At 55.4% G+C, this 19097-nt stretch carries 14 protein-coding genes; 11 read left to right on the forward strand and 3 right to left on the reverse strand.

Annotated features, from left to right (window positions below; all coding sequences use genetic code 11):
- Positions 1-48 precede the first annotated feature (48 nt).
- From RAE21_RS13775 to RAE21_RS13825, 11 genes are read left to right on the forward strand one after another with little or no spacing between them, the layout of a single operon-like run.
- The gene (locus RAE21_RS13775; RefSeq protein WP_313881854.1) at positions 49-942 is read left to right on the forward strand and encodes a helix-turn-helix transcriptional regulator; all 894 of its coding nucleotides are present in this window, start codon (positions 49-51) and stop codon (positions 940-942) included.
- Positions 939-6374 (forward strand): DUF4011 domain-containing protein, encoded by a 5436-nt coding sequence (locus RAE21_RS13780; RefSeq protein WP_313881855.1) that lies wholly within the window; start codon positions 939-941, stop codon positions 6372-6374. Before RAE21_RS13775 ends, RAE21_RS13780 begins: the two co-directional genes overlap by 4 nt.
- Positions 6375-6406: 32 nt before the next feature.
- Complete coding sequence (locus RAE21_RS13785; RefSeq protein WP_313881856.1) at positions 6407-8125, forward strand: DUF262 domain-containing protein; 1719 nt, start codon at positions 6407-6409, stop codon at positions 8123-8125.
- Between the two features lie 11 nt (positions 8126-8136).
- Complete coding sequence (locus RAE21_RS13790) at positions 8137-10542, forward strand: type I restriction-modification system subunit M (RefSeq protein ID WP_313881857.1); 2406 nt, start codon at positions 8137-8139, stop codon at positions 10540-10542.
- A 35-nt stretch (positions 10543-10577) separates the two neighbouring features.
- A complete protein-coding gene (locus RAE21_RS13795; protein WP_313881858.1) occupies positions 10578-11942 on the forward strand; it encodes a restriction endonuclease subunit S in 1365 nt (454 codons plus the stop codon).
- Positions 11929-15003 carry a type I restriction endonuclease subunit R gene (locus RAE21_RS13800; RefSeq protein ID WP_313881859.1) on the forward strand — a complete coding sequence of 1025 codons (3075 nt, stop codon included), beginning with the start codon at positions 11929-11931 and terminating at the stop codon, positions 15001-15003. The genes RAE21_RS13795 and RAE21_RS13800 overlap by 14 nt, the downstream gene beginning before the upstream one ends.
- A 21-nt stretch (positions 15004-15024) precedes the next feature.
- Positions 15025-15903, forward strand: coding sequence for a hypothetical protein (locus tag RAE21_RS13805; RefSeq protein ID WP_313881860.1), 879 nt, complete (start codon positions 15025-15027; stop codon positions 15901-15903).
- An 11-nt stretch (positions 15904-15914) separates the two neighbouring features.
- Complete coding sequence (locus RAE21_RS13810; protein WP_313881861.1) at positions 15915-16292, forward strand: hypothetical protein; 378 nt, start codon at positions 15915-15917, stop codon at positions 16290-16292.
- Entirely contained in the window at positions 16285-16635 is a 351-nt protein-coding gene (locus tag RAE21_RS13815; RefSeq protein WP_313881862.1) for a hypothetical protein, read from the forward strand. The genes RAE21_RS13810 and RAE21_RS13815 overlap by 8 nt, the downstream gene beginning before the upstream one ends.
- Before the next feature lie 2 nt (positions 16636-16637).
- On the forward strand, positions 16638-17030 hold the full coding sequence (locus RAE21_RS13820) for a hypothetical protein (RefSeq protein WP_313881863.1): 393 nt from the start codon (positions 16638-16640) through the stop codon (positions 17028-17030).
- A 23-nt stretch (positions 17031-17053) separates the two neighbouring features.
- Positions 17054-17641, forward strand: a complete 588-nt coding sequence (locus tag RAE21_RS13825) for a hypothetical protein (protein ID WP_313881864.1) — start codon at positions 17054-17056, stop codon at positions 17639-17641.
- A 70-nt stretch (positions 17642-17711) separates the two neighbouring features.
- Here RAE21_RS13825 and RAE21_RS13830 read toward each other — a convergent pair whose 3' ends face one another.
- Genes RAE21_RS13830 through RAE21_RS13840 form a run of 3 tightly spaced genes read right to left on the reverse strand, consistent with a single transcriptional unit; the run spans position 17712 to position 19050 of the window.
- Positions 17712-18209 carry a hypothetical protein gene (locus tag RAE21_RS13830; protein ID WP_313881865.1) on the reverse strand — a complete coding sequence of 166 codons (498 nt, stop codon included), beginning with the start codon at positions 18207-18209 and terminating at the stop codon, positions 17712-17714.
- A complete protein-coding gene (locus RAE21_RS13835; protein ID WP_313881866.1) occupies positions 18206-18670 on the reverse strand; it encodes a glycoside hydrolase family 73 protein in 465 nt (154 codons plus the stop codon). Before RAE21_RS13835 ends, RAE21_RS13830 begins: the two co-directional genes overlap by 4 nt.
- Positions 18667-19050 (reverse strand): hypothetical protein, encoded by a 384-nt coding sequence (locus RAE21_RS13840; RefSeq protein ID WP_313881867.1) that lies wholly within the window; start codon positions 19048-19050, stop codon positions 18667-18669. Before RAE21_RS13840 ends, RAE21_RS13835 begins: the two co-directional genes overlap by 4 nt.
- Positions 19051-19097 lie beyond the last annotated feature (47 nt).

Below are 19097 nucleotides of genomic sequence, written 5' to 3' on the forward strand. Positions count from 1 at the left end.
CAGTGGTATCGTGCCAATGACAATATTTTTTAGAAACATGCTCAAAACATGACCCGAATCGAGAAAGAGCTGGCCCAAGCGCCCCGTTCCCAAGTGGAGCGGCTCGCCTTCATTGAGGCGAGGCTGTACTTTCTCGGCGAGTTGCAACGCCAAGATGTAGCTCAAAGGTTTTCTGTTGCGTCGGTTCAGGCAAGTCGTGACCTTTCGCTTTACAAGCAGTTAGCCCCAAAGAATCTGGACTACGACTATCGGGCACGAACTTATCAGCCATCTGACAAATTCAAGCGAATATTTGAGCTGTCAACGGAAAACGTCCTTTGGTGGCTTAAGTCAGGCTTGGGCGATGGCTTACCTAATCCGCCTGGACTGCCGACTGAGTCAGTAAATACTCTTTGCATTCCCGATGCGGAAATGTTGGCACAGGTAACCAGGGCTATTTACCGACGCAAAGTCCTAGAGATTAAGTACCTATCCCTGTCCAGCGGATACAAAGCCCGACAAATCGCACCTCATGCACTGGTCGATAACGGCAAGAGGTGGCATGTCCGAGCCTTCGATCGTGAGAACAACAGGTTCTCTGACTTTGTGATCAACCGAATCCAGTTCGCACACGCACTTGATGAAGACATCGCTGACCGTGAAGGTGCCGCCGCCGATGACCAGTGGTCGCAGGTTGTCCATCTGTCCCTGATCCCTCATCCCAAGATCACCCATCAGGCGGCCATCGAAGCCGATTACCGAATGAAGGGACGCCGCATCGAAGTATCTTGTCGAGCAGCTGTTGCCGGATACATGTTGAGGCGCTGGGGAGTCGACTGCTCCGCAGACAGCTCCCTTAATCCTGAGGAGTACCACCTCGCGCTCCAAAATATCGAATCTCTGGCCAACGCCGAGAGCGCTGACTTAGCCCCGGGCTACAAAAGAACAAAAGGACAGGCATGAGCGACAGTGCATCTCCACTCACCTCCGCTCTCGAGCAGTTACGCCTGAAACTGCTCGATCTGACAGGGCGAAACCGCCTCATCAACTTCAAGCACACCGCAGGCAAATCACTGCAGTTTGTCGAGGGCCATCCTGCCGCCATCTATCAAAAACTGGTTGAGGCGAACAACAAAGCCAACATCAGCGTCCTAGGACTACCTGAACCGGCCCGAAGAGACTGGGTCGAGCGCAATGGACGCCTGCAGCGGCCTGAACCCCGAGACTGGGCCAAATCCGTGGGCGTCTCCACGGGGTATGACATTTCAGGTGCAGGGGAAGAATCGGACGAGTCCAATGTTCGCGCACTGATGTACCCGGACGACTTGGCCAAGCACTGCCGCAAGATCGAGCGCGAGGCCACGCTGGCGATTGAGGAGACCGGCGCGAACATGCTGTTCCTGGTGCTCGGGTTCTTGGAGTTTCCCGACCAGCGAGATAGCGACAAGACCTTCACCGCCCCGTTGATTAGCGTACCTGTGTCGCTGCAAAAGAAGGAGGTCGCGGGAATCCAGCAGTTCTCCCTCCAGTACACGGGCGACGACATCTCAGAAAACCTCTCACTGCGAGAGAAGCTGCGCAACGACTTCGGGCTGGTCTTGCCTGAACTTGGTGAAGAACAGATCGACGTCAACGGTTACTTTGCCGAGATTCAAGCGATCATCAAAAAGCAACCCGGCTTCGCACTCAAGCATCGAGTCTCTTTGTGCTTGCTCAGCTTCAGCAACATGCTGCTGGTTCGAGATTTAGATCCAACCAAATGGCCTTCAAACGGAGATGAGAACTCCCTCATTGATCACCCAATCGTTCGTGAGGTGTTCGAGGGCAGAGCTGATGACGGAGGAGCGGGCCTGAGCCTGGCCGAAGAACATCTGGTGGAAGAAGGCCCAGGGGCCAGCATCCCACTGGTCTACGACGCTGACAGCTCTCAGCACAGCGCCCTCATCGATGTCTTGTCACTCAAGAAGAATCTGGTGATCGAAGGACCGCCGGGCACGGGCAAGTCTCAGACCATCACGAACTTGATTGCGGCATGCCTGGCTGAAGGCAAGAAGGTGTTGTTTGTCGCTGAGAAGCTGGCAGCTCTTGAAGTCGTGAAGAACCGCCTGTCACTGGCTGGCCTCGATCCGTTTGTTCTTGAGCTGCACAGTAACAAGACTAACAAGAAGCGGGTCCTGGAGGAAATAGCCAAGCGCACCACCTTCAGGCCCAACCATCCCAATGACCTTCCTCGCCTGCAGCAGCAGTTGGAAGCGCACCGCCAGGATCTCAAAGCCTACACAGACCTGATCAACTCCATCGCGCACAACGCGTTTGGTTTGACGCTGCATCAGATCATGTGGCGGGCCGAGAAGCACCGTCAAGGTTTGAGCAACGAAGAGAGCATGCTCAGCCAGATCAGCATCGGCGACGCAACTCAAATTTCTGAATTCGAGTTCGGTCGACGCATGGACTGCCTGGGTTACCTTGGCTCCCAATACAAGTCGGTCGGAGGCTTTGACGCAAGCTGCACCTTCTGGGGCTTCTACCCTGAGCGCCTCATCCCCGGCGATGAGGTCAAACTCACCCAACTATTTGAAGCAGCTGATGAGTGGGGCCAGGCCTTGGTAGATGCTTCGAAGCACTACTCGCAGGTGCTCGGAGGCCGCGTCCACAACCTCTCACTGGAGTTCAGCGGTGAGCAATTGGCCGTACTGAAGAACCTGCTTGAGACCGCCAATCAGCAACTGCCACTGCACCTCATCCCAGGATTCTTTGAGGATGACGAGACAGGGGCCAAAGCCGCTCAAGCACTGGACGCCTTCGCCAAACAAGTCGAACAGTTCCACAGCCTCGAAGGGGCCGTCAAAACAGCTCTGAAGCTTGAATCCAGCGTCACTAAGTCTGGGACAGATGACCTCAAGGGCTTGCAGCGAATCGCGGGCAGCTTGGGCGTAGATCTGGGCACGCTCAACGAGATTCGCATCCTGCATCAACAACTGGTTGAGACGTCGGGCAAACTTTCGACGGCCAACGCCAACTTGGTGATGTTCCTGGGCGAGAAGAAGATCCCTTACAACGGATCGACGCAAAAGCTAGAGCAGTTGCTCGGCTTTACCGATCTCGTGCTGGATGCCCCAGAGGAACACTTCCATCTCCAGACCCCTGGCCTGACTCGCGATGGCGCAGTCCAGGCCCTTGATCAGTTGCATGCTCTTCAAGGAGAGTGGACCGGTCTTGAGAAAGAACTCGGGGACTCTCTCTATGTGGACACCTTGCCACATGAAGGAGATATCAAGCAAGCCATCCTGACCCTGCGAGAAGGCGATGCGTGGTACCGCATCTTCCAAGGTCGCTGGCGCAAAGCGGTCGGGCTGCACAAGGCACTCCAACGCACCAAGCTCAAAATGCCTGGCCACAAGCGGCTGGAGCAGCTCGAACAAATCGTCAAACTGCTGGGCCTCAAAGAACAGTGGAAGTCATCGCCGACCTGGACGCAGTTCCTCGGTTTCCCCACGCCAGCCACTCCCACCCCTCTGGAGGGATACCTTGCACTGGCGAAGTGGAATCGTGGCATCAAAGTCGCCTCAGAAGATATCCAAGCTGTCCTGATCGACCCCATTAGCTTCACCGCTGACCAAGCCCGCGCCCTGCGCCGCGAATTCTCGACGGTCAAGTTGGAGATCACGACCGCAATCGCAGCCGTCAAGGACATCAACGCAAAGCTCAAACGCCTCTCTGAATTCAGTGGCAGCAATCTCCTCGACAAGGTGTTGGAGAAGACCGGTGAATTCACAGAAGCCCTCGAAGACCGATTCGAATGGCTTGAGTTGGAGGCGCGCAGCCAAGCAACATTCAGCCAAGTGATCACCGGATGTGACGCGGCCTTGGAGCGCTCGTCATTGAAGTCACAGATTCAAGCCAATGTCCGCGTCAAATCGCTCCTCGGCGATCTCTACCTGGGGGTGGACACGGACTGTTCGACCGCCATCGAGGCGCTGTCCTTCGGTCAAAGCATCGACGGTCTCAATTTGTCGCCACAGGTCAAATACAAGCTGCGCACCGGGCATCCGATTGAAGCCTGTAGAACTCTTGTTGCTGCTCTGGAATCTGTCCACACGGGATTGAAGCAGATTGAGGGCTTGAGCAATGCTCTGTCCCAGTTCGGGAAGTTCGAGCTGGACACATGGACTGGCGCACCTGCAGACGAGGACTTGGAGCTGTTTGTCAGCGCCTTGCATGGCGCAGTTCAAAAGGCTGTCGAGGACAGGGACCTTCTGATTCCTTGGTCGTTGTACCTGACCCGACGCAAGGAGGCCAACGAGCTGACCTTGTCTGAGTTCGTGGAGCTCCTTGAGAGAAAGCGCATCAAACCAGACGAGTTGTCCGACGCCTACGCCTACTGCACCTACAGCACAATCACTCGGGAGGCCTTCCGCAACATCCCCCAGCTTGGGCGCTTCACGGGCCTCAAACACAACCAGATCCGCGACGAGTTCAAACGACTGGACAAGGAGATCATTGCTCTGCGTGGCAAGGCAATCGCCTACGAATGCACTCGCAAGGCCTCTCCGCCTCCCGGCAGAAACGGTGCACGCGTTGACGATCGCACTGAGATGGTTCTCCTGAACTACCTCATGCCACAGCAACGCCCGCGCATGCCTGTTAGGAAGATCCTCACCCGCGCTGGTGGGTCGATTCAGGCGCTCAAGCCCTGCTTCATGATGGGACCGCAAGCTGTAGCGCAATACCTGGCTCCAGGGGTCATCAAGTTTGACCTCGTCATCATGGACGAAGCATCCCAGTTGAAGCCCGAGGAGGCGATCGGCTCAGTTGCGCGTGGTGGCCAATTGGTGGTGGTTGGTGATCCCAAACAGCTGCCCCCGACGTCGTTCTTCTCTCGGATGACTCAGGACGGTGACGGTAGTGACGATCACTTCACCACAACTGATGCTGAGAGCATCCTGGATGTCTGCTCATCGCACTTCAGGCCTACTCGCTCCCTGCGCTGGCATTACCGTTCGCAGCACCATTCGCTGATCGCCTTTTCAAACCACAGCTTCTACCGTGGCAACCTGGTGATCTTCCCCTCGCCGTATGGACAGGGCGGAAAGCTCGGGGTGCGTGCCGTTTACCTAGCCAATGCCATCTACGAAAACCAGACCAATCTGCGCGAAGCCAAGCGGGTTGTGGACGCAGTCGTTGAGCACATTGCTACTCGCCCCAACGAGTCTCTTGGCATCGTCACTCTCAACATCAAGCAGCGAGACTTGATCGCTGAGCTGCTAGAAGAGCGTCTGAAGTCGGTTCGTGGTGCTGATTCCTACCGAGATCATTGGGCGACAGAAGGTCAGCCCTTGTTCATCAAGAACCTTGAAAACGTCCAAGGTGATGAACGCGACGCCATCATCATCTCCACGACCTTCGGTAAACCACCAGGATCCAGCGCTGTCCGTCAGAACTTTGGCCCCATCAGTCGTCAAGGCGGCTGGCGTCGATTGAACGTGCTGTTCACCCGCGCCAAGAAGTCCATCGCCCTGTACACGTCCCTGCGTCCTGAAGACATCGTGATGGATGGCACTACTCCGGACGGCACCAAGGCCCTGCGCAACTACCTCGAGTACGCCCGCACTGGTTCTCTGCCGACCATTGAGGAGACAGACCGCGAGCCAGACAGTGATTTCGAAATCTCCGTCATGGACATGCTCAAGATGCGTGGCTATGAAGTCACCCCTCAACTGGGCGTGGCGGGATACCGCATTGACATTGCCGTCAAACACCCAGACGCACCAGGCTCGTATCTGGCAGCGATCGAATGCGACGGCGCAACCTACCACTCGGCCCTGTCTGTTCGCGACCGTGATCGCATACGTCAAGAAATCCTCGAGTCGCTGGGTTGGCGGGGTCGCATTTGGCGTATCTGGTCAACGGACTGGTTCCGCACGCCACGACAGGAAACCGAGAAGGTCATCAGCTTCCTTGAGGATCTGCGCGAGAGCTGGAAGCCTGAGCACGCATCAGGTGAAGCCTGGATCGAAGAGGGGCAAGGTGCAGGACAGACGATCTCACGCGTGATTGAGGTAATTGAACCGGTTGAGAACGCCGCACAAGCCGAAATCGAGCGAGCAGCAGTCAACTCCGTTCTGATCGACACCGAGGATGATTTAGAGGTCGACGTTGGGGATGTGGTTCGCTACGTGGATCTGTCCAAGCCGAACGATGTGTTGACGGTTCAGATCACCAACGGGAAGGACGATTTCTCCAACGGCATCGTCAATGAAAGCCGACCACTAGCTCAAGCACTTCTGGGGGCAGTTGTTGGTGACGAGGTAGCTCTTCATCTTGCTGGTAGCGCATCCAAGACTTTTCAGATCGTTGAAATTGTTCGATCGGAAACGTTACCCAAAATTAATTGAATCCTTCCAGCATACATAAAGAGATAAAGCTAATGGCTAAGACACTTGAAGCCCACGACAAACTGATACGAGAGATCTTCGAAGGAAGCTACCAGTTCGAGATCCCTGACTACCAGCGCCCCTACGCCTGGACAACCGAGCAGGCCACAGAGCTATTTGATGATTTGTACTCGGCGATGCAGGATGCGCGCATGTCGGGGGCCAGCAGCCAATACTTCCTGGGCAGCATCGTTTTGATCAAGAACGACCGGGACCCGAAGTCATCAGTAGTCGACGGCCAGCAGCGTCTGTCTACGCTCACGATGTTGTTCGCCGTTTTGCGCACCGTGATGCCGGATGCAGCAGACGACATCACCGACTTTCTCTATAAGAAGGGCAAGATAAGTCTTGGCGAGAAAAACGAGTACCGCCTGACCGCCCGCGAGGAAGATGCAGACTTCTTTCGCACCAATATCCAGGAGCCTGGTGGCATCGCACAGTTGGTCGCCAGTACCGACAAGCTGAAAGACAGCCGTCTGCGTTACCGCGAAAACGCCACTCTGCTGTTCGAAAAGGCAAAGGCGCTGCCGCCTGCCGAACTGATTGCTCTGTGGAAGTTCCTCGCAAACGATTGCTCGCTGGTTGTCATCTCCACGCCAGACCTTGAAGCAGCATACCGAATCTTCTCTGTACTCAACAACCGGGGGCTCGACCTCGCGCCTATTGACATCATTAAGGCGCAGGTGCTTGGCCTGATCCGTACCACGGCTGGCGACGTCAAAAGTCGTGCCTACGCAAAAGAGTGGAGTCGGATTGAAAATTCGCTGGGTCGCGACGCTTTCGGGGACTTGTTTGGCCACATCCGCAGCATCTACGCCAAGAAGAAGCAGAAATACATCCTGGTCAAGGAGTTCCAGGAGCACGTCACCGAATACAAGGCACCCATCGATCTCGTCGACAAGGTCATAAAACCCTATGCCGAAGTGTGGGACTTCGTGCGCGATGCCGACTTCGAGGCCACCGAGCACGCCGAGACCATCAACGAACATTTGTCTTGGCTCAATCGCGTGGACTTCAAGGACTGGGTGCCCCCAGCACTTGTTTATTTCAAGCGCTTCCGACAGCAGCCCAAGCTGCTAGCCGAATTCTTTCAGTCACTGGAACGCTTGACCTACTTCCTGCTGGTCACCAAAGTTGGCATCAACGAAAGAATTGAAACTTACGCTGCGCTCACCAAAGAAATTGAGCCGGAATCCTTCAAGGGGGATCTGGCCGCGCTAACCACGCTGGATCTCACTGACACGCAAAAGCGCAAGTTCGTCACCGCACTCGATGGCGACGTTTACGACGATCTGCCCAAGGCACGAATGGCGCTCGTCTTGCGCCTTGAATCCCTGGTTCGCGCACCCGGAGTACAGCTGCAAGATGCCGTTTCGCTGGAGCACGTCCTGCCGCAAACACCGCCTGACAGTTCGGACTGGATCAAGTGGTTCCCGGAAGAAGACGAACGCGATGGCTGGACGCACCGTTTAGCCAATCTGGTTCCGCTGGACAGAAACAAGAACTCGTCTGCGAGCAACTACGACTTTGCTAAGAAGAAGGATGCCTACTTCAAGGGCAAAGGCAAGGCGTCGCCCTTCGTGTTGACTCAGGAAGTCAGAGCAGAAAACGAGTGGACACCCACGCTTCTGGCTCAGCGCCAGAAACGCCTTGTGGACGTCCTCAAAGACCATTGGAATCTCGCTGTCTCCACAGGCAAGACAACGAGCTGAGGAATATATCAATGCAAAAAAAACAACAACATGACCAAAGCCAGATCAAGTGGATCTCCGACTTCATCTGGAATATTGCTGACGACCGCCTGCGCGACGTCTATGTGCGCGGTAAGTACCGCGACGTGATTCTGCCCTTCACCGTGCTGCGGCGGCTCGACGCCGTCCTCGAAGCGACCAAGGACACGGTTCTGGAGCGCAAGAAGTTCCTGGACACCCACAAGGTGGCTGAGCAGGACGGCGCTCTGCGTATGGCGGCAGGCCAAGCCTTCTACAACGTCTCGGAGTTCACTCTGGCCAAGCTTAAAGCCAGTGCGGCAGGTCAGCGCCTGCGTGATGACTTCATTGCGTATCTGGACGGGTTCTCGCCCAACGTTCAGGAAATCCTCACCAAGTTCAACTTCCGCAACCAGATCCAGAAGCTGGTGGATTCGCACGTCCTTGGCTACATGATCGACGACTTCCTCGACCCTGAGGTCAATCTCGCGCCGATCCCAGTGAAAGATGTCGACGGTCGTATCAAGCTGCCCGCTCTGGACAACCACGGCATGGGCACGGTTTTCGAGGAGCTGATCCGCCGCTTCAATGAGGAAAACAACGAAGAGGCTGGTGAGCATTTCACCCCACGCGACGTGGTGCAGCTCATGGCCAAACTGCTGTTCCTGCCAGTGGCCGACAGGATTGAGTCCAGCACCTACTCGCTCTATGACGGCTCATGCGGCACCGGCGGCATGCTAACCGTGGCCGAGGAAGCGCTGCACGAGTTGGCAGAGCAGCACGGCAAGGAAGTGTCTATCCACCTGTTCGGTCAGGAGATCAGCGACGAAACGTACGCCATCTGCAAGGCCGACCTTCTCTTGAAGGGCGAAGGCGCGGAAGCCGAGAACATCGTCGGCGGCGCAGATAAATCAACCTTGTCCGCCGACCAGTTCCGCAGTCGCGAATTCGATTTCATGATCTCCAACCCTCCCTACGGCAAGAGTTGGAAGACCGATCTGGATCGCATGGGCGGAAAGAAGGAATTCAACGACTCGCGCTTCATCGTCAGCCACGATGGCGATGCCGAGTTCAAGCTCATCACCCGGTCCAGCGACGGGCAGCTTATGTTCCTGGTGAACAAGCTGCAAAAAATGAAGCACACCACGCAGTTGGGCAGCCGCATCGCGCTAGTTCATAACGGCTCGGCACTGTTCACCGGCGACGCGGGCCAGGGCGAAAGCAACATCCGCCGCTGGGTGCTGGAAAACGACTGGCTCGAAGCCATCATCGCCCTGCCGCTCAACATTTTCTATAACACTGGCATCGCCACCTACATCTGGGTACTGGCCAACAAGAAGGCCCAAGCGCGTCGCGGCAAGGTGCAGTTGATCGACGCATCGCAGTGGTTCCAGCCTTTGCGTCGCAACCTCGGCAAGAAAAACTGCGAACTCTCGGGTACCGATATCCAACACATCATCGACCTTTACCTTGGTGATGCGCAGGAATCTGCCAAAGAAACCGAACACAGCAAATGGTTCGACACCCAGGATTTCGGCTACTGGAAGATCACCGTCGAGCGTCCGCTGCGCCTGAAAAGCCAACTATCTGACGAACGCATCGAGTCCCTGCGTTTTGCCTCCGGCGATGAGGCACTGCGCGCAGAGATCTACGCCACTCACGGCGAGGCGCTCTACAGCGAGTTTGCCAAGCGCAGGCCGATCATCGAGGCGTGGCTGAAAGGCGACGACGAGGACGAAAACGAAGACGAAAACAGAGAAGACAGCGACAGCGGCGATGACGGCGAAGCCCCCGCTGCCCGTAAGGCCGTGCCCGCCAAGCGGCGCAAGAAGCTGCTAGACGCATCGACATGGCTGCGCGACAAGGGGCTGATGGAGGTGGCGCAACGGACGCAAAAGGCTCTGGGCAGCGCCGTGTTCGACAACCACAACGAGTTCCGCACGCTCTTCGATGCGGCGATCAAGGCGCAGGGTGACAAGCTCGGTGCGTCCGACAAGAAGGCCATCTACAAGGCGGTGAGCTGGCGCGACGAAGCCGCCCCGCCGGTTATTGCCAAACGCAGCAAGCTCAAGGCAGGGGAACACTTCGAACCCGGCTTCGATGGCGCGTACCTTGAGCCCGTGGGCAAAGATCGCTTCATGGTCGAGTACGAACCCGACAGCGAGCTGCGCGACACCGAGCTGGTGCCGTTGAAGGAACCGGGTGGCATCGACGCCTTCTTCGCACGCGAGGTGATACCTCACGCTCCGGACGCCTGGATCACAGCGGACAAGACCCAGATCGGCTACGAGATTTCGTTCGCACGCTACTTCTACAAGCCAGTGCCGTTGCGGACACTGGCCGAAATTCGCGCCGACATCCTCGCGCTGGAGCAGCAAAGCGAAGGTTTGTTGCACAAGATCGTGGGGGTAGAAAAATAATGTTTTGCCCCTACCCAGATTACAGACGAACTGATTTGAAATGGTTTGAACATTTACCTGATTCGTGGGCTATTCTGCGTACCAAACAAATGTTCCGCCTGGTCATTGAAAAGGCCCCGGCAAATAACCAGATGGAGTTGCTATCTGTTTACACCCATATTGGCGTAAGACCGAGAAAAAGCCTTGAACAACGCGGCAACAAAGCCTCTACAACCGATGGATATTGGGTAGTAAAGGAGGGAGACATAATTTGCAACAAGCTCCTCGCTTGGATGGGAGCGATTGGCGCCTCTCACTATCAAGGCGTTACGAGTCCCGCCTATGATATTTTGAGACCAATCAAGTCGTGCAACACAGACTATTATCATTTTCTATTCAGAACAAAGAAATATCTCCAGCAGTTCAAAATAAGGTCGAGGGGCATAATGGACATGCGCCTCCGGTTATATTTCGACCAGTTTGGACAAATTCCAATTCCTGTCCCTCCGCGCCATGAGCAAGACCAGATCGTCGCCTACCTTCGCGCGCAGGACGCACACATCGCCCGCTTCATCAAGGCCAAACGCGAACTCATCGAGCTCTTGACCGAACAGAAGCTGCGCATCATCGACCACGGGGTCACGCGCGGCCTCGATCCTACCGTCCCACTCAAGCCATCCGGCATTGAATGGCTAGGCGAGATGCCGGAGCATTGGGATACGTCTCGCTTGAAGTATTGCGTTTCCCGGATTCACGCAGGCGGCACGCCAGACACCGGAGTTGATAGCTTTTGGTCTGACAGCAGCGATGGAACACCGTGGCTATTGATCGGGGATGTGACAAGGGCAGATCGCGTTGTTACCTCGACCAAGCGACTGACTCAAGCCGGGTTACTGTCGAAGCGATTGACCGTTGTCCCTGCTGGAGCAGTGCTCTACACGATGTATGCCAGCATCGGCAAAGCTGCAGTTCTTGAGATAGACGCTGCAATAAATCAAGCGATCCTCGGACTTGAGCCGAAGTGCGACGTGCTGTTACCCGAATTCCTGTTTTTTTGGCTTCGTAGCTTGGAGCGTCACATCAGGAATCTTGCGAGCACAAGCACTCAAGCAAATTTGAATGCTGCCAAGGTCAAGGCGCTTCCGGTTTTTCTTCCAACATTGGAGGAGCAGAGACTCATTTGCGATTGGATCAAGTGCGAATGCCGGATATTTGACGACGCCATTGCCCGCAACGAAGACGAAATCAAGCTGATCAGGGAATACCGCGATCGCCTAATTGCCGATGTGGTCACTGGTCAAGTAGACGTGCGCGGCTGGCAGCCCGGACCGGAGGACATGGTGGACGACGCGGCGCTGGCTGCGCTCGACGACAACTCAGAAGCTGTGACCGATGAGGAGGATGGCGATGGCGAAGACTGACACAAGTGAGCGCTGGTTCGAGGCGCGCGTGGTGCGCGGCTTGACCGGCGTGCCGCAGCCTGAGTACAGCCATGAGCTTGCTCCCACGGACTTCGCCGCAACCCACAACGGATACGTGCAGGGCAAGCCAACCGACTACAACCGCGACGTGGCGTTGGATGTGGCGCAGTTGCTGGCCTTCTTGCAGGCCAGCCAGCCTAAGGCGGTGGATACGCTGGAACTGGCAGCGGACGGTATCAAGCGCACCCAGTTCCTGCACCGGCTGCAAGGCGAGATCACCAAGCGCGGCGTCGTGGACGTGCTGCGCAAGGGCGTGAGCCACGGGCCAGTACACGTCGATCTATACAAGCTACTGCCCACGCCTGGCAACGCCGCCGCAGCTGACGCTTTCGGCAAGAACATCTTCAGCGTCACCCGGCAGGTTCGCTATAGCAACGATTCCGGCAACGAGCTGGACTTGGCGATCTTCATAAATGGGCTACCGGTGCTGACGTTCGAGTTGAAGAACTCGTTAACAAAGCAGACCCTGGCCAACGCCATCGTCCAGTATCAAACCACGCGCAGCCCACAGGAGCTGCTGTTCCAGTTAGGGCGTTGCGTGGCGCACATCGCCATAGATGACACGGAGGCCGCGTTCTGCACCGAGCTTAAGGGCAAAGCCTCGTGGTTTCTTCCATTCAACCAGGGCTGGAACAGCGGCGCGGGCAATCCACCCAACCCGGATGGTTTGAAGACCGATTACCTGTGGAAGCAGGTGCTGACCCGCGAGTCGCTGGCCAACATCATCGAGAGTTATGCGCAGGTGGTTGAGGAGGAAGAAGCAGACGCCAGCGGAAAGAAGCGCAAGAAGCGCAAGCAGATCTTCCCGCGCTTCCATCAGTTGCGCACGGTGCGTGCGCTGCTGAGCCGCGCCCATACCGATGGGGTGGGCAAGCGCTATCTGATCCAGCATTCCGCAGGCAGCGGAAAGAGCAACACGATTGCCTGGCTAGCGCACCAATTGGTGGAGCTGCGCCGCAAGGACGACCCGATGACGGCACAGTTCGACTCCATCATCGTCATTACCGACCGGCGCGCGCTGGACACACAGATTGCCCGAACCATCAAGGGTTACGACCACGTGGCGGCAATCTTCGGCCACTCCGACAATGCGCAGGAACTGCGTGAGTACTTGCGCCGTGGCAAGAAAATCATCGTCACCACGGTGCAGAAATTTCCGTTCATCCTCGATGAGCTGGGTGACCTAAGCGACAGGAAGTTCGCGCTGTTGATAGACGAGGCGCATTCCAGTCAAGGGGGCAAGACCACTGCGCGGATGCACGAAGCCCTGGGCGGCAAGGCGACGGAGGAGGAGTTCGAAGAGGACAGCACGCAGGACGCTGTCAACGCGGAGATCGAGAAGCGTATCGCCTCGCGCAAGCTTCTGGCCAACGCCAGCTACTTTGCGTTCACTGCCACGCCCAAGAACAAGACGCTGGAGTTGTTCGGCGAGAAGACCCTAGTCGGCGACAAGGTGCAGTTCCGCTCGCCCGAAGAACTGACCTACACCACCAAGCAGGCCATCCAGGAGAAGTTCATCCTCGACGTAGTGGAGAACTACACCACCTACGACAGCTTCTACCAAGTGGCCAAGACGGTGGCGGACGACCCGGAATTCGACAAGGTGAAGGCTCTGAAGAAGATTCGACACTACGTCGAATCGCACGACAAGGCCATCCGCCGCAAGGCCGAGATCATGGTCGATCACTTCATCGCGCAGGTGGCGGGCAAACAGAAGATCGGTGGCAAGGCGCGAGCGATGATCGTGTGCAGCGGTATCGCGCGGGCCATTGATTACTTCCGTGAGGTGTCGGACTACCTCACGCAGATCAAGAGCCCTTACAAAGCCATCGTGGCGTACTCGGGCGACTTCGAGATTGGTGGCCAGAAGAAGACCGAAGCCGATCTCAACGGGTTTCCAAGCAAAGACATTCCTGCCAACCTCAAGCAAGATCCGTATCGATTCCTGATCGTCGCCAACAAGTTCGTCACCGGCTTTGATGAACCATTGCTGCACACGATGTATGTGGATAAGCCGCTGGCGGGCGTCCTGGCGGTGCAGACCCTGTCTCGCCTGAACCGGGCGCATCCACAGAAGTACGACACCTTCGTGCTCGACTTCGCCGACAACGCCGAGGCGGTGAAGGCGGCGTTCCAGGACTACTACCGCGCCACCATACAGACCGGCGAAACCGACGCCAACAAGCTGCATGACCTGAAGGCCGAACTCGACGGGCAGCAGGTTTACAGCTGGCAGCAGGTAGAAGACTTGGTGGCGCTGTACTTGAACGGCGCTGACCGGGACAAACTTGATCCGATCCTCGATGCGTGCGTGGTCGAATACACAGACAAGCTCGGCGAGGACGATCAGGTCAAGTTCAAGGGGAAGGCGAAGGCCTTCGTGCGCAGCTACGGTTTCCTCGCTGCGATCCTGAGCTACGGTCACCCGACTTGGGAGAAGCTGTCGATCTTCCTGAACTTCCTCATCCCCAAGTTGCCCGCGCCCAAGGAGGAAGACCTCTCCAAGGGGGTGCTGGAAACCATCGACATGGACAGCTACCGGGTTGAGGCCAAAGCGGCGCTGAAGATGGCAATGGACGACACCGATGCCACTGTCGAACCAGTTCCACCAGGCGCAGGAGGTGGCAAAGGCGAGGCAGAAGTCGATAGGCTCTCTGCGATTGTCAAGACTTTCAACGATCTGTTCGGCAACATCGACTGGAAGGACGAGGACAAGATTCGCAGGGTCATCGCCGAAGAAATCCCCGCGCGTGTTGCTCAAGACAAGGCGTACCAGAACGCTCTGGCGAACTCCGATAAGCAGAACGCAAAGCTTGAGCACGACAAGGCGCTCAACCGGGTCGTTTTGGAACTCTTGTCCGACCACACTGAACTGTTCAAACAATTCAGCGACAACCCCAATTTCAAGCGATGGCTAACCGATATGGTTTTCGACTCGACTTATTACCCAGGGATGAATTCTTCGACTTCCCTTCAACAAGGAATGTCGGCAAGAAATTAAGAGCAAAGGAATGAGAGAAACATGAGAGCACACCTAACCACTCACGCAATCCTCGACACGATCCCGCTGCGGATTGGTGCTGTTCTCTCGGATCGAAAAGTCTTTCTTGAGAATCTGGTCTATGACGAAACTGGGACCGATCAACAAAACCGACGCGAACTGACTGACAAGCGATATCACGTCATCGCGAATCTTGTCACCCTCTACCCTGTCAGGAAGGACCTGGGGCGGTGGCGATTGGTCGTCAAAGACAGCCAGGACTCTCAGAAGCTTCCACCTGTTTTCACCGTTCTCCCTGTTGAATCAGATATCCGCACAGAAGCCAATCTGACCAAGGCGCTCTCCGACGCTCGCCAATCAGGTGACTCGCGGATCACCCCGGAATTCATCCGGGATGTCCTTCACCCTCTTTACAAGAGTGGCCAACTCCGCAACCAGCAAGACCTCTCCGATCTTTTGAACAAGGGCGAAGTTGAAGGCCTCGTCTCTGCACTCGAGGAGGCCAACGAAGACAGAAAAGTGCTCCTTGCCCGCATCTCTGAACTCGAAGCCAAAGAGGCCGTCCAGGATCAGGAGATGTCCAAGGTCAACTACGAGAACCAGGTAATTGATGTGACCGATGGGGCGATTCTCGAAGACGCAAGAGTCGTCACGATAGATCGACAACGAGGCCCGACCCAATACACGCAAATTGAGCTCAGCAACGGACTCAAGCTGCTCAAAAAGTGGGACATCCCCAAAACGCTCGCCAAGGCAACCGCTCTCAAGGGCAAGCATGTTCGAACAACCGTTTGGAACAAAGTCGGGAGCAAGCCAACCGACAGGGATTATTGGAAGCCCACCGTCTGGTTTGAAGACATCTATGAAATCAAAGACGTTGCATCCGAGGAGTCGAGATGATCAATCACACAATGGTTCTCACCATCAATGGCACTCGACGCTCAGAGAAAGCTGGCGGCCTAGACGACGGCGAAGTCTCGACCTTCGAGAACAAACCCGGCGAATACCGCGACGATCTCCATACCGTCGAAGACTTGATCGGAAACATCAACCAGTCGGCATACATGCGCGGCGAATGGATTTCCTCGATGAAGCTGGATGGACGGGACATTGTTGAAGAGCTTGCCGTAAAAATTCTTCAAGAGAACATGCTAAACATCGGCGAATCCGCCATCGAGTTGTCGCAGGCAGGAATGTTTGCTGCGGCAGATTTAGAGGATCTGATCACCTTTTTGCAATCGATCAAGTCCAAACATTTCGACGACAACCTGGAGGATGGCCATGAATAAGTATCTGATCTCTGCACTGCTCTTACTTGGTACGGCTGGAAGTGCAGCGGCATGCAACACGGAGTACAACATCACGCTTCAAACGTTTGGAGAAGGTGTTCTTGTGGAGCTGCGATCTGGCAGCCCGGGAAATTCACGCGTTGTCCAATCCAGAAAAAGTAACGGCGGTGCCGTCAATTTCGGAAACCTCTGTCCAGGTAACTACTTTCTTGCAATTGGCAATGATGACTCCGTCAGTGTGACTCAAACTCGATATTTCGAGGCTGATGCCATCTATACAGGGAGCATCGTCATGCAACGCGGAAGTGGGAACGTTTCTCACAAATCCAGAAAGAGCCTTTAATCATGTCGACGCCTGCACCAAGCACGCCTCCACATCAATTTCTCAACTGCGAGATGGAGTTCGAATGCCCGAGAAATTGGTTCGAACTCACGGAGACAGACAAAGCAGGCATTAAGCATTGCTCAACCTGCGACAAACCGGTTCACCTCTGTATTACCCAGGATGAGCTAGATGCTTTTGCACGCCAAGGTGAATGCATTGCGTTCTTTTCAGATCCTGATTTGTCCACCCGTTTCAAGCTATCCCGTGAACGAGCTGAAACCAATCGCAGAGACCCAGATTTCCGCTTAGAACGAATCACGCTCGGACTCCCGAGAAGCGCCAACCGAGGGAAACTTAAAAGCTTTCTGGATAGTCTGGATGAAGCTGGAAACGATCTCTCGAAGAAGAATTAATCAAGCCGATTGATAAAACACTCATGACAGAAAGTATTGATTTCATTCGAATTTCAATTGCCAGCTATCTGGCAATTGGAGTATTGCTGGCAACTGTTGGGCCAGCAGGCAAAGTCATTTCCGATGAGATCAAGAGAGTTAGCAACCCGCTTTTGTATGCAGCCAATGATCAACAGCTTCCCTCTAAAAAGAAAATTCTGCTTTTACGCATATTGTTGACGCTCGGAATGATTCTGTTGTGGTCAATACTGATATGGGGTGTTATCAAGGAACGAAGATTGCAAAGCGAGATCGAAAGAGATCGCATTGAAAAGTCGGTTGGTCTCTGGTTCCAACGTATGGGTGGTTGTGGATCAATTCATTGCCAAGATTGCCAACACAGCGAGAAGGTGACTTCATTTATTCACGGAATCGACAGTAGTCATTCAGGATTTCAGTGTCAATCTTGCGGAAAAATCACCTCACTTACTGGGGGAGGACGTGGTAAAGCCAATGAATACAAAGAGAGCTTGATATGCGACTGTGGTGGAAAATTCGATCGTGAGAAAGCAATCTTCTGCCCACAATGCAAGTCAAAGAATTTGTTTTACCGCATGGAATTCATTACCTAGATTCATGCATCGATCCAAGCCTGAAAACGCAAAAAAGCCCGACCTGTCCTAAGACAAGCCGGGCTTCTATTTAAGGTTCAATTGCTGATTGTTTTTGGTACCACCGCTGTAACTCAATCAGCATCAGGGTGGTTTGTGCAGCGTCCTTGCTCAACTGATCGCAACTCACCGCTCCCGCATCTCCAGCGGTAAGAGATAGAGGGTCGGCGGAGATGCTTGCAGCTCCTGCGGGAGCTTCGGAAACGGTGGGCACACTCCCGGCACTGATTGGGGTGCTGCTGCACACCCCGACAGGGCGAATACCAGGCAAGCGACTGCCCAGCAGCCTCGAGTTTTTCGCGTATTCATTTGAAATTTCCTGATTGATTTGACTTTGAGATTGCTGCAAATCAGCAGCGCGTTGCTCTTGCTTGGCCACGACCAGCGCCGCTCGCAACTTTTCGGCATTCCATTCACGATGAACGCGTGTCTCTCCGATTTGGACTCCGCAGATGAGAACCATCAGCAGTACGAGGCCGCCCATCAGGTAATTCCAGTTGGCGAAGATGAATCTAGTGAACCAGTTCATGGCGCGCTTTCGTCCAGAGCTTGCAGCTTGTGCTGATTCATGAGGCTGATCACCTTGTCGGCATAGCCTGGATCAGTGGCATACCCGGCCTTGGCTAGTGCCTGTGCAAATGCCTCTGCTTTGAGGCATTGGAAGCACGGCTGATAGCGTGGGTTTTGCTTCAGAAAAGCTGCATGGTCATCGATGCTTTCCTGCCAGCTGGCGTACTTGCGCCACTTGGCAGGCACCACAACCCACTGGCCACGAATGAATTCCTTGGTCTGCAGGATCAAAGTCTCCCCTCGCCAGCGGCTGTCGGCCTTGATGCCAAAGAGGTTCTTGCCCACCTTGGCCAGGCCCGACTCACCCCAGCCGGACTCCAATGCAGCCTGAGCGATCGTGATGCTGGCGAAGACGCCCGTGCGCTTGGCGGTGGCCTGTGCAGAAGATCCGATCATTGAGATGAATTCAATCGGCTTCATAGCAGCTCCTTTACATCCTTGGCCACCGCATCTAGCGAGTCATCCCGACGCTTGTCGATGAAAGCAAAGGTCCAGCGCACCATCGCCCACCCCGGCAGACCACAGGCAAAGATCAATCCACCCATGGCACACAGTCCCATGGTTGAAAACGCCCAGTGATGCAAATCAAAGTGCTCGACGGTGACTGCACCGCCGCCGATGCTGGACACAACCGTGCTGATCAAGCCGACGGCCCACTCCCGCTTATTCCGAGGTGGCGTCATCAGCATGACCACCACGGCTGCCAAAGTGGCCCCACTCGCGACAGCAGCTGCTGTCCCTCCCAGCGCCTTGTAGGCCACCGCTGCTCCGGCAACCCCACTACTTGTCGGTTCTGGCATTCATTTCTCCAAAAAGAAACCCGCCGGGATTGCTCCTCGGCGGGTAG

The organism is Rhodoferax potami, from assembly GCF_032193765.1.
Lineage (GTDB): Bacteria > Pseudomonadota > Gammaproteobacteria > Burkholderiales > Burkholderiaceae_C > Allorhodoferax > Allorhodoferax potami.

Bases quoted from the DNA above. Each gene is read 5' to 3' on its own strand.
- RAE21_RS13775 (WP_313881854.1), top strand. From the start codon at position 49: ATGACCCGAATCGAGAAAGAGCTGGCCCAAGCGCCCCGTTCCCAAGTG.
- RAE21_RS13780 (WP_313881855.1), top strand. From the start codon at position 939: ATGAGCGACAGTGCATCTCCACTCACCTCCGCTCTCGAGCAGTTACGC.
- RAE21_RS13785 (WP_313881856.1), top strand. From the start codon at position 6,407: ATGGCTAAGACACTTGAAGCCCACGACAAACTGATACGAGAGATCTTC.
- RAE21_RS13790 (WP_313881857.1), top strand. From the start codon at position 8,137: ATGCAAAAAAAACAACAACATGACCAAAGCCAGATCAAGTGGATCTCC.
- RAE21_RS13800 (WP_313881859.1), top strand. From the start codon at position 11,929: ATGGCGAAGACTGACACAAGTGAGCGCTGGTTCGAGGCGCGCGTGGTG.
- RAE21_RS13805 (WP_313881860.1), top strand. From the start codon at position 15,025: ATGAGAGCACACCTAACCACTCACGCAATCCTCGACACGATCCCGCTG.
- RAE21_RS13810 (WP_313881861.1), top strand. From the start codon at position 15,915: ATGGTTCTCACCATCAATGGCACTCGACGCTCAGAGAAAGCTGGCGGC.
- RAE21_RS13815 (WP_313881862.1), top strand. From the start codon at position 16,285: ATGAATAAGTATCTGATCTCTGCACTGCTCTTACTTGGTACGGCTGGA.
- RAE21_RS13820 (WP_313881863.1), top strand. From the start codon at position 16,638: ATGTCGACGCCTGCACCAAGCACGCCTCCACATCAATTTCTCAACTGC.
- RAE21_RS13825 (WP_313881864.1), top strand. From the start codon at position 17,054: ATGACAGAAAGTATTGATTTCATTCGAATTTCAATTGCCAGCTATCTG.
- RAE21_RS13830 (WP_313881865.1), bottom strand. From the start codon at position 18,209: ATGAACTGGTTCACTAGATTCATCTTCGCCAACTGGAATTACCTGATG.
- RAE21_RS13835 (WP_313881866.1), bottom strand. From the start codon at position 18,670: ATGAAGCCGATTGAATTCATCTCAATGATCGGATCTTCTGCACAGGCC.
- RAE21_RS13840 (WP_313881867.1), bottom strand. From the start codon at position 19,050: ATGCCAGAACCGACAAGTAGTGGGGTTGCCGGAGCAGCGGTGGCCTAC.